Raw genomic sequence first — 10,148 nt, forward strand, 5'->3', positions numbered from 1 at the left:
GGGTGAGCCGGGGTCAGGAAGCCGTCGCGACGACGCGCAGGATCGGATCGTTGCCGAAGCGCGAAGTGCCGGAGTTGAAGCGCTCGACCGTCACGGTCGGAGCGGTGTCGTGGTAGTCGAACAGGACGATGGTGTGCGCCGGCTTCCAGCGCCGGAACAGGCACTCCAGATCCTCGGCCTTGCGGATCTCGAGGATGGCGTCGCGGCCGAAGCTCGAGGCGCCGAACCGGAAGCGGGTCGTGCGACCGCCGTTCACCCGGACCTTCCAGTAGAAGCGCACCGATGGCGGAGCGATCTGGCCGCGCCGGCCGCCGAACGAGGACAGGCCGAACTGGAACGGCCGGAACTCGGTGATGATGATCGCGTACCCGAGGAACGCGGCGACCCCGATGAAGAAGGGGATGCTCTGGCCGCCCTCGGTCGTGAGCTTGTTCACCAGCGCCTTGCGGCGCTCGGCCAAGGTCTGCACCACGGGGACGCACGGATCCGGCAACCCGAGGGCGCGCTCCCAGTCCGCCAGCATCTCGTAGGTGAAGCGGGGATCGGTCTCGATGAACAGCAGGTCGGCCGCGCGCGCATCGACCTTGTCGCCCCAGACTTTCGCGAGCCCGCGCGTCAGGTCGGACAGCGCCTCGTCGTCGCCTCTCGGCGCGTCATCGTCGGGGGCCGGCGGCGCGGCGCGCGGCCAGGCCGGACCGACCGGGTGCAGGTCGTCGAAGGCGACGGCGTAATCGTCGGCCGAGCGCCGGATGAACTGGTCGGCCATCAGGTGAACGTCACGCTGCCGAGCGTCGCCATGCTGCCGTTGTTCGGCATGACGGCGTCGAAGAAGGCGAGGTCGAAATAGTCCACGCCCTGCGCGGCCGAGATCGCCTCGGACACCCAGGCCGCATAGATCGTCTGGGCCGGCACCAGGCTGCCGTTCACGGCGCGGGCCGGCGCGGCGCGCTCCTGCAGCATGTCGCCCAGGCTGGCGATGATCGCCGCCCGGGTCGAGAGATTGTCGACCGACAAGCTGCCGACGGTGACGGCGATCGGCTGCAGGATGGGTGCGACCACGAACAGGTCGGCGGTGACCGGGCGTTTCATGTCGAGATGGGCCTGGACCTGGGCCACATCGGCCGCCGTCGGTACGCCGCCCAAGGACGCGCGCAGGTCATCCATCATGAACCGGACGGTGACACTGCCCGGGCCCATCTCGTTGGGCGCACACCACGCCCGCGTGACGCCCGGCACCTCCAGGGCCCAGGCCACGTAGTCGTCGGCATCGCCGCCCATCGGCGGCTTGCGGATGCGGAACAGCACGCGGTCGCGGAGCGCGTCGACGCTCTCGATGTCTACCCCGGGCGTCGTAACCGCGGTGACCGTAGCCGATGCCGTGACGCCCGAGATCGCGGCAACGAGCCCGAGCGCTGTGCCGGCGTCGAGGTTGCCGACTACACCCGCGGTCAGAGCCCGCACGCTGATCGGCGTGGCCACGTCGGATCCGCCGAGCGTCACGTCCGCGAGCGACTGGAACAGGATGCCGGCCTGGCTGAACTGCGTGCCCTGCGACACGACGGTGCCGGCGGGCCCGGACAACGTCGCCGCAAGAACCGCGTAGGTCGCGCTCTTCCGGCCGCCGGGCAGGTAGATGTCGGCCCAGCGCTGGAGCATCTGCTCGCCGGCCTCGTCCGGCAGATACTCTTGCGCCTGTCTGGCGATGTACTGGAGCACCAGGAAGGCGAGTGCGCCGTTGTCGTCGGCGAGGATGCCAGCCGGGCAGTTGCCGGGCAGCGCGCCGACGCGCAGCGCCTCAATGACGGCGTCGCGGCTGAGCCCGCGGGTCTCGTCGAGCGTAGGGATCGCGAGCGGCATGCGTCAGGCGCTCGGGCGGACGGTGACACCGCCGATGTCGGCTGGCGGCAGATCGCGCGGCACAAGCCTCATCGTGCGCACCGATCCGACGTCGGTGATCTCGCCGACCAGCTGCACATCGGCGCCGGGCGAGATCTCGGAGGATCGCAGCACCAAGCGGACGAAGCCAAGCGGCCCTTGCTCGGATCCGATGACCGTGTAGGCCCGTGGCAAATGCGAGAGCACCAGCGCAAGCACATCGGGTGCGATATCAATGATGGCCGTGCCGCAGTCCTGATCGCGCGGCGGCTGGATTGGCGTGCGCCAGTCCTTTGTCATGGTCAGCCCCTCACCCCGTTCCAAAGCGTGGCGTAGCGCAGCTCGATCGACGGCAGCGGTCCGCGGTAGAGCACCGCCTTTACGTCGATACCCTCGATGCTCATGCGCTCGCCCACGACGCTGAGCCGGGACGCCACGCCCTTCTGGACGAAGGGCTGGAGCGCCTCCCGGGTGTAGTCCTCCGCTCGGGCAACCGTGCTGCCCTGGCGCGCTTCGGGACCCGTGATTGTCACCCGCTGCAGCAGCCACAGGCGCGTGCCGATCGGCCAGCCGTCGCGGATGCCCGCAGCATCGAGATCGCCCCACCAGCCCCGGCGGTCGGTGTCGCCCGGGACCGGTAGCTTGTCGTCGGCGCGGGCCAGCCGGTCCGTGCCCAGCGCCACCACCACGCAGTCGACGAGGTCGAGCGAGGGATCGCGCTGATCCACGGGGGTAAGGAGCCACGCGCGCGTCACCGCGCGGCGAGAGTGGACGACGATGGTATCGGACAAGCGCGTCCTCAGCTCTGTCTGAACAGCATCGACCGGGTGAGGCCCTGCACGAGGCGCTGCTGTGGGGCGAGGAAGCCGAGCCCCGGGCCCGCCCCGTTGATCAGGCTTTGAAGGGTGGCCCGCAGCTGGGCGACCTGCGCTACGACCGGGTTGTTCGCGGCGAGGTAATCCACCTGCGCCTGGAGCATCGCCGTGGCCGCGCCCGCGATGTCGGACGGGATAGGCGCGTCGCCGAGCGCCTCGATCCGGGAGAGCAGGCCGTCGACCTGTGCCGCGACCGGGTTCTGCGCGATCAGGCTCGCGATCTGCGCCTGGGCATTCGCGATCAGCCCCTCGACGCCGTCGGACAACACACTGGTTGCCCCCATCATGCGGGCCGGGTTGAGGAAGTCCTGAAGAGCCGTTTTGATGGCGTTCTGAAAGTAGGCCTGCAGCTGGCCCGAGGCGAGCGCCTTCATGGCGTCAAGGCCCGCCGGCGAGCCACTGAGCGCGGCGGTGACCTGCGTCGAGGCGTTGAGCGTCGACAGCCCTTGGACGACAGCCTCCGCGTTCACCCGAAGCTTCGACACCACGTCGAAGAGGGCGTGATGCGAGTCCTTCAACTGGGTCAGCTGCGCGACGACGCCCTGGAGCTGCTGATTGAGCTCGTAGTTCCCGGAGGCGTCGGGCTTCGTCCCAGCGGTCACGCCGACCGTTTTGCCTGTGACCGTGGTGGCATCCGTCGACGTGGTGGCCAGCGTGCCGGCTGCCTTGCCAGTGATCGTCGTGGCCGGCTTCTTCTCGACGTTGAGGTCCGCGCCCTGGTTCTTGGCCTGGGCCGCTCCCTGACCGGCCGTCACGCGCAGGTCAAAGCGCTTCGGGCTGTCAAGGACGACCGAGACCTCGTTGAGGTGGATCGTCTGCTTGTTGGCGTCGGCTACCGCCGTGTCGCCGGGCTTCATGCCGTTCGGACGGAATCGGCGGTCGGCCGCCGGCAGCGCGATCGGATGCGAGTTGTTGCCCGTCAGGGTGGCGAGGACGATCTCGGCCGCGCCCTTGGCGTCGGGCGGCATTGGGTAGTGGGTGACGCCGGCCGAGTGCCAGTGCTCGACCTCGGTGAGGTTCTGCTGATCTCGGATCCGGACACCAAGCTCCTGCATGAAAGGCGAGTCGTTGATCGTGGTGATGATGCCCCGGGAGAGGCTCGCCACCACGCGATCACCGGAGGTGCGCGTCGTCGTGCGGTTCATGCGCCGTAGAGCCCTGGTGGCGTGCCGCCGGCCTGCACTTGGTCACCGCCGTTGTAGGCGCCGGGCAGCACCAGGGTGAGCTGCGATAGCGTCCCGGCGGGCCCCTGCGTCGCGCTCACCGCTTGGATGGCGAGGTTGATGCGGTCGTTGGTGAACAGCAGCGGCGAGTACACCGAGACCGGGTCACCGATGTGCTCCAGCCAGAGGCTGCTCTCGTCTCGGAACCAGCCCTGCACGGTGATCTGCACCGTCAACTGGTCCGCGAGGTTGTAGCCGTTCTCGTGCTGCGCCCGCATGCGCATCTCGGCCTGATCGCCCGGCATCTCGGCCGCGAAGATCAGCGGGACGTGTTCCTTGACCGAGGAGTTCTTCACCGTGGCGGACTGGTCGCGGGCTGCGTCGCCGAAGCGCTCATCCTTCCCGGGCCGCTGGCCCTGCGCCTGGATCTCGCTGAGAGCGCCCTCGTAGTTGAAGCTGGCCGACCCAGCGAGGATGTTGCGGCCCTCTTGCAGGTCAGCGATCGTCTTCGTGGCGCTGTCGAGCCGATAGCCGATGAGGTCGCCGTTCTTCTCGCAGAGGATGTAGGCGTTCCGCATCCGGCAGAGGCGCTCAATGAACGCGAACACCGTCTCGCCGAACTGGACCGCGACCTTCTCGAAGGGCTTGTCCATGCCGGACGTGTCGCCCTTGACCGAGAACTTCGTTCCGTGGGGCTTCAGCGCCGCGTTCGCGATCTGCGAGAGCGTGTAGCCCTTGTACTCGCCCTTGTTGTGGTCGACCGTGGCCCGCACGACAGCGGCCGAGTTGGTCGTGCCCAGGATCTGCAGACCGTGCTGCTGGGGATCGAACGCCGGCTGGCGCCCGGTGATCCGCCCCTTCGAGATCACCTGCCGGCCGCCGAGCAGGATCTCGCACTCGTCGCCTATGCCGAGCTTCATGCCCGCCCAGTTCGGCGCGCTCTCGATCGGTGAGGCGGCCGTGAAAGAGAACTTCGGGAAGGGATCGACGCCGGACCGGGACACGCTCACGGTCTCGAAGTTCGAGAACCGCTGACCGTTGACCACGATCTCGGCGACTTCCGTCGGCTTCGGCATCGCGGGGCCTCAGGCGGACAGGGCGCGCCCGGCGCGCGGCGCGAACAGCGGGTGCACGACGTCGTTCTCGGCCACGAGCTCGTCGGCACGGCCGGCATCGCCATAGAGGCGCTGCGCCAGGGTGAGCGACGAGCGTCCCCGGCCGAAGGTGTAGGTCACGAGCTTCGGCAGCGGGCGGGAACGGTCGGTCAGATCGCGCACCATGGCGGCGCGCAGGCCGACGAGCGCTCGATACCCAACCGCGTCGCCGGCATCGGCCGCCGCGCTCTGCGAGACGTCGAAGGCTGCCGCTACCAGCCCGAGGACGCGATCGACCTCGTTCCGGCTGGTGTAGGTGGTCGCCGCGGTGATCCGGGCTTCCTGGATGCAGCAGAACGCCATGCTGCGCGCCTGGACCAGAAGCGACCGGGCGTCCGGCGCCGGTAGCCCGGCAATCGTCGCCCGAAGCCGTTCCGTCGCATCGACCGTCATCCCGGTCTGCCGCGCGAGGCTGAAGCAGGCCGCCAGCGGCCAAAACAGCGCCGCCTGCCGGAGCAGCTGGGGCGCATCGGCCCGCAGGTCTCCGACGGCCGCGTCGAGATCGGCGCCGGCTGCGGCGAGATCCTGTGCCCCGCTGAACGCCAGGATGGCGTCGAGGACAGCGCCGATCAGGTCGAGCGTGGGCTGATCGCGGCGCAAGCTCATCTAGGCGCCCCCTCCGGTCAGCGGTCGATTGGGATCACGCAACGCATACAGCCCCTGGTCGCCGCCACTCGCCACCGCCGCCTCGGCGTTATCGGCGCTCGTCTGCACCTGATTCTGCGTGGCGTCCGTGACCGTGAACGCAGCATCTTCGCCCGCCTCGAAGAACGGGATCTCGATCTCGCAGTAGCCGCCGCGGTCCTTGCGCTCGACGAGGTTGTAGACCCCGTTCTTGACCTCGAACTCGCCGAAGGTCGGGTGCACCAGGGTGCCGACGCCCTCGCTCTCCAGTTCGAAGACGAGGTCGTCCCGCATGTCCTGGTAGTCGGGCCCGACGCAGTAGGCGGTGACCGCGAACGAGCGACCCTTCCGACCCATGTCCTCCGGGTACGGCGTGTCACGCTTCGGGAACTCGTGCGGGGCGATCCGCCGGCCGCCGGAGCGTGCGCCGACCTCAACGTAGAAGGGCGCGCCGCGGAAAGAGGCTGGGCGCAACCGATCGCGCCAGGGGCTGTCAGCCATTCAACCCTCTCGACAACCTACGCGCGACAGCTACCTTGCCGGCCATGCGCATAATCCTCGCCGCTCTCGCATTTGCCGTTGCTGCCGGAGGCACAGTGAAAGCGGAGGAAGCTATCCGAACAGAAAACCGCTTAATCGCTAATGCGGCTTACGTACTGAGATCAGCAGGTCTCTATTTTTCGTCTAACCTTGAGATCTTATCACCACAGCGTGCGGTCTTTACCGGATTTAACGATGGCCCGGTCTTGGTAGCTCAACTTGATAAATGCGTTTTTGCCATTCGCTCAAAAGGCACGACAGGTTTTAAGATTGATTTCAGCAAATTATATCAAACGTATTATTTTGATCGATCGAGCGGTCAGTGGAGAATGGTTTTTCCTGGCGATGGACCGGCGTTCTGCCTGATCAACGACGGCCAACAAGATGCATGCTATAGCAGTGCGAAATTCAACAGAGGCCCGGCTATCAATAATTCGGAATTCGTTGCTAGCGTCTCGTTCATATTTGACAGCGGCTGTCGAGTCGCTACGCCTCCGCAGCCTAAGCCCCGGTTTTGATGATGCGCACGCTCCTCGCCGCTCTCTTCCTTGCTGCAACTGCCGGTGAGGCCGTCGCTGCTGATGTTTACCTATTCGATCTTCTGCATCGACCGGACTATAAACGCGCATACAGCGCTATGCTCAAGAGTAATCCAGCTCTACCAAAGTGGGTAGCTGCCTACAGCCGCACGCTAAATGGACCATCTCAGGCCGCCAAGGATATCAGCGCGGATGGCGAAACGTATTTATTGGCCGATGTGTGCAAGGTTCACGATTGCATGGATCATAAGCTCCAGGTGATATTCTCACCCGATGGGCGGCAAGCGTGGGGACGTCTGTATGAGAACGGCAACATTAGCTGGATAGGCCGTCCCTCGCCAGGGCTTAGAAAGGCCGCCGAACAGATCGAGTTCTAGTCCGCCTTCCTCATCTGCGCACCGTTCTGCGTGCGCACTTCCTGGAAGAGATTGCCGTCGACCTTGGTCTTGATCTTGGTGTCGGGCCCGGGTTTCTCGACTATGTTCGTCACACTGCCATTTACCGGTGAGCCAACCACACCAGCTTGAGCGGCAGCGGCGCCAACACGGGCGCCATCCATCCGCATCTGCTCGCGCTGCGCATCCTGCTTGGCACGGGTAGCTCGCAGAGCGATCCCGAGATCGCGAGCCGCTCGCCGATCGTCATCATCGCTGTAGAAGGGCTTTTCGCCTCGCCGGCGCTCATCGCTCGGGTCCGCTAGGACTTCGGCGCGCCGGACAAAACCGCCCTTCACGGTCTCGCGCTGCCGGCTGGCCTCGTCCATGGTGACGCCAGGTGCGTCAGGCATCGAATTCGGCTTGAGAACGCGTGGGGTGCCGTTTGGAAGCAGGCTGGAATCGCCGCTGTCGGCGCGCTCGGCCTGAGGGATGTTCGGCCCTACGCGAAGGGCCTCACGCACAGCTCCTGATCGCCGGTTGATGATAGCCGGACTCTCGAACTCGCCCGTGATCGTGTTGGTGTCGCGCTCCAGATCGCCAGAGCCGCGGCCCAGCAGGATGCTCCGTGTTCGCGGGTAAGTCCCCGACATGGCTCGGTGCGCCATCTCGCGCATTTGCCCCTCGGCTGAATTGCGGCTGAAGCCATTCGCTTCAAGCCACCGAACCATGTCGCTACGTCGCGCGCCACGATAGGTGCCCCAGCCCTTCGGATCGCGTGCGCCGTAAATCCCGTACCCAGTGCCACCATCGTGGACCTTGTTGGGGTCCAGCCCAGATTCCATCGTCGCCTGGCCAACCAAGTGTGCGGCAGCCTCGCGCAAGCGCTCCTCAGGAACTCCTTCACGACGGAGCTGGTCCATCGCGTAGGCCATCATCTCACCGGTCCGGGCCGCGCCGCCGCCCCGCTCAGCTCGCGCGCCTCGCCTTCCGGCACTTGGGGCAATGCTGGGCACGTCTGGCCGAGGCCCAATGGGTGGCAGGCCCGACCGCGAGCCCCCGAGTCCATTAAAACGCCCGCCACCGAAGCCGCGCCCAGGCAGCCCAGACGGCCCACGCTCACCCAAGTAGCCCGGACCGGAACCGCCACGCCGCTCAACCTGCGGGCCGCCATGAATGACAGGATCATCGACGCCCGACGGCAGGTTCGCACCGCCGCCATAACCGCCGCCGAAGCCGCCGATCCGCCGGAAGCCGCCCCCACCGCCGAACGATGCAGTCTGCACGCGCGCGCCCGCGAACGGGCCCTCGCTCTCGGCCGACGATTTCTGCGCAGTGGCCTCGCTGCTCTTCTCGCTCTGCTTCTCGCGCAGCCGCTTCAACTCGATCGTGAGCTTCTGCATCTCCTCGCGCAGGGCGTCTGCCTGCTTGCGGGAGGCATCGGTTACGGTGCCGGCCCGCTCCATGCTCTCGAAATTGCCGAGCCGGCCCTGGATCTCGGCGATGCGGTTCTCAATCGGTGCAGTCGCCCGGGCGCCCACGGTCTCGTTCTGCTGCCGCGTGAAGTCGGCGCGACGCTGTTCCGGGCTGCGCTCGCGTAGAACCTTCAGCCGCGCCTCGGCCTCCTCCAGGTCCTTGCCGACCTTCTCAGGGGTGTCGAGGACGCCGAGCCGCTGTTGAAGGCGGCCTATGGCGTGGCCTTGCGCCTCCGCGGCGACGTCCTTCATCTTACGGAGGCGATCAACCCGCTCCTGAGCATCGATCTCATCATCACCGGCGCGCGGGGCGAGCTTGCGGGCGAGCGGGCCAGAAGCCCCATCGGCGCCGCGCAGCGCCTGCATGTACTCGCCCTCGCGGATCGCATGGATGGCCTCGGCAACCTCATGGAAGGCTGTCGCCAGCGCGCCGGCGAGACGGGTGCTCTCCTTCAGGAAGGCAACCGAGTCATCGCCGGCCTGCTTCCAGTCGATCCCGACGAGCTCCTTCTTCACCTCCTGAAGGCCTTCGCGCAGCCCCTTCAGCAGATCGCCGCGCTGATCCGAGACGAGTTCGTTGATCCAGGTCGTAAACTGGGTGGCCGGCCCCAGCAGCTCGCGGGCGATCAGCAGGCCGAACCGGGACATCGACCCACGCAGGTCCGAGATCGACCGGTCGAACTTCTCCGCGTTGATGATGTCGTCGGGGTTGAACACCCCGATCTTCTCGCGGGCCTTCTTGAACAGATCCACGACCTTGCCGAGGTGGCCGTCGGCCAGGCGCGCGAGATCGCTGTTCCCGAAGAACTGCTGGGCGAAGATACCCCGCTCGACCGGGTTGCGGATCGTCTCCATGAAGGCGAGCGCCTTCTTGAGCTTCTCGCCCTCGTCCGAGGTGTGCTGCAGGTCGGTCGCGAAATCCTGGAAGGCCTTCCGGCCTGCGGCGTCGCGGCCCTGCCGGATCACCCAGTTGAAGGCTTCACCGGTCCCGATGGAGAACGTCCGCATCTGTGCGGCGAAGTTCTTGGCGCCCGAAGCGACGGCGTCCTGCTCGATGCCGAACCGGCCAGCGACCGCGCCGAACTCCTGCAGGGTCTTGGCGGCGATCCCGGTCTCGCGATGCAGCTGCCCGAGACCGGTCAGGTTGCCGTTGAGCTTGTTCAGTGCGGCCGAGATGCCGGCGACGGCCGCGCCCGCCGTGAGGCCGGTGATGCCGAGCGCGGCGAAGGCCGGATTGACGACGCTGGATGCGGTGCGGGCGGTCTTCTGAAGCGCGCCCTCGACAGCGCCGAAGCCCTTAGTCAGCGTCTCGCTGTGGTTCGCGCCGGTCCGGCTGACGTCGAGGAGCTGCGCGCGGAGGGCTTTCAGCGGACCGGTGAACCGATCCGTGACCTCCGCCTGCATTCGCAGGGCTTCATCCGCCATAGAGCTTGGCCTCGATCATCTCTTCGAGCACGTCGGGCGTGTGCTTGTTGAGGGTCGCGATGTACTCGGGCGAGCGGCTGAGCATGCCGGCCGGATCGCACCGG

Annotated in this window: 11 protein-coding genes; 2 read left to right on the forward strand and 9 right to left on the reverse strand. The window is 66.9% G+C overall.

Annotation, left to right across the window (positions count from 1 at the left end; all coding sequences use genetic code 11):
* Positions 1 to 13 precede the first annotated feature (13 nt).
* From ABIE45_RS22420 to ABIE45_RS22455, 8 genes are read right to left on the reverse strand one after another with little or no spacing between them, the layout of a single operon-like run.
* Positions 14 to 766, reverse strand: coding sequence for a putative phage tail protein (locus ABIE45_RS22420; RefSeq protein WP_192708259.1), 753 nt, complete (start codon positions 764 to 766; stop codon positions 14 to 16).
* Positions 766 to 1,857, reverse strand: coding sequence for a baseplate J/gp47 family protein (locus ABIE45_RS22425; RefSeq protein WP_192708258.1), 1,092 nt, complete (start codon positions 1,855 to 1,857; stop codon positions 766 to 768). The genes ABIE45_RS22420 and ABIE45_RS22425 overlap by 1 nt, the downstream gene beginning before the upstream one ends.
* A gap of 3 nt (positions 1,858 to 1,860) precedes the next feature.
* Complete coding sequence (locus ABIE45_RS22430; RefSeq protein WP_192708257.1) at positions 1,861 to 2,175, reverse strand: hypothetical protein; 315 nt, start codon at positions 2,173 to 2,175, stop codon at positions 1,861 to 1,863.
* 2 nt (positions 2,176 to 2,177) lie between these two features.
* The gene (locus tag ABIE45_RS22435) at positions 2,178 to 2,666 is read right to left on the reverse strand and encodes a phage GP46 family protein (protein WP_192708256.1); all 489 of its coding nucleotides are present in this window, start codon (positions 2,664 to 2,666) and stop codon (positions 2,178 to 2,180) included.
* Between the two features lie 8 nt (positions 2,667 to 2,674).
* Positions 2,675 to 3,895 carry a phage baseplate assembly protein gene (locus ABIE45_RS22440; RefSeq protein WP_192708255.1) on the reverse strand — a complete coding sequence of 407 codons (1,221 nt, stop codon included), beginning with the start codon at positions 3,893 to 3,895 and terminating at the stop codon, positions 2,675 to 2,677.
* On the reverse strand, positions 3,892 to 4,989 hold the full coding sequence (locus ABIE45_RS22445) for a hypothetical protein (protein ID WP_192708254.1): 1,098 nt from the start codon (positions 4,987 to 4,989) through the stop codon (positions 3,892 to 3,894). The genes ABIE45_RS22440 and ABIE45_RS22445 overlap by 4 nt, the downstream gene beginning before the upstream one ends.
* 9 nt (positions 4,990 to 4,998) lie before the next feature.
* Positions 4,999 to 5,673, reverse strand: a complete 675-nt coding sequence (locus ABIE45_RS22450) for a hypothetical protein (RefSeq protein ID WP_192708253.1) — start codon at positions 5,671 to 5,673, stop codon at positions 4,999 to 5,001.
* Positions 5,674 to 6,192: a DNA circularization N-terminal domain-containing protein gene (locus tag ABIE45_RS22455; RefSeq protein WP_192708252.1), complete on the reverse strand. Its 519-nt coding sequence runs from the start codon at positions 6,190 to 6,192 to the stop codon at positions 5,674 to 5,676.
* Between the two features lie 35 nt (positions 6,193 to 6,227).
* Between ABIE45_RS22455 and ABIE45_RS22460 the strand changes: the two genes are divergently transcribed.
* Positions 6,228 to 6,749, forward strand: coding sequence for a hypothetical protein (locus ABIE45_RS22460; RefSeq protein WP_192708251.1), 522 nt, complete (start codon positions 6,228 to 6,230; stop codon positions 6,747 to 6,749).
* A gap of 2 nt (positions 6,750 to 6,751) precedes the next feature.
* Positions 6,752 to 7,147: an Ivy family c-type lysozyme inhibitor gene (locus ABIE45_RS22465; protein ID WP_192708250.1), complete on the forward strand. Its 396-nt coding sequence runs from the start codon at positions 6,752 to 6,754 to the stop codon at positions 7,145 to 7,147.
* Here the strand turns inward: ABIE45_RS22465 and ABIE45_RS22470 are convergent.
* Positions 7,144 to 10,044, reverse strand: coding sequence for a phage tail tip lysozyme (locus tag ABIE45_RS22470; RefSeq protein ID WP_192708249.1), 2,901 nt, complete (start codon positions 10,042 to 10,044; stop codon positions 7,144 to 7,146). The genes ABIE45_RS22465 and ABIE45_RS22470 overlap by 4 nt on opposite strands.
* Between the last annotated feature and the right edge of the window lie 104 nt (positions 10,045 to 10,148).

The organism is Methylobacterium sp. OAE515, assembly GCF_041806315.1.
GTDB classification, from domain to species: Bacteria; Pseudomonadota; Alphaproteobacteria; order Rhizobiales; family Beijerinckiaceae; genus Methylobacterium; species Methylobacterium tardum.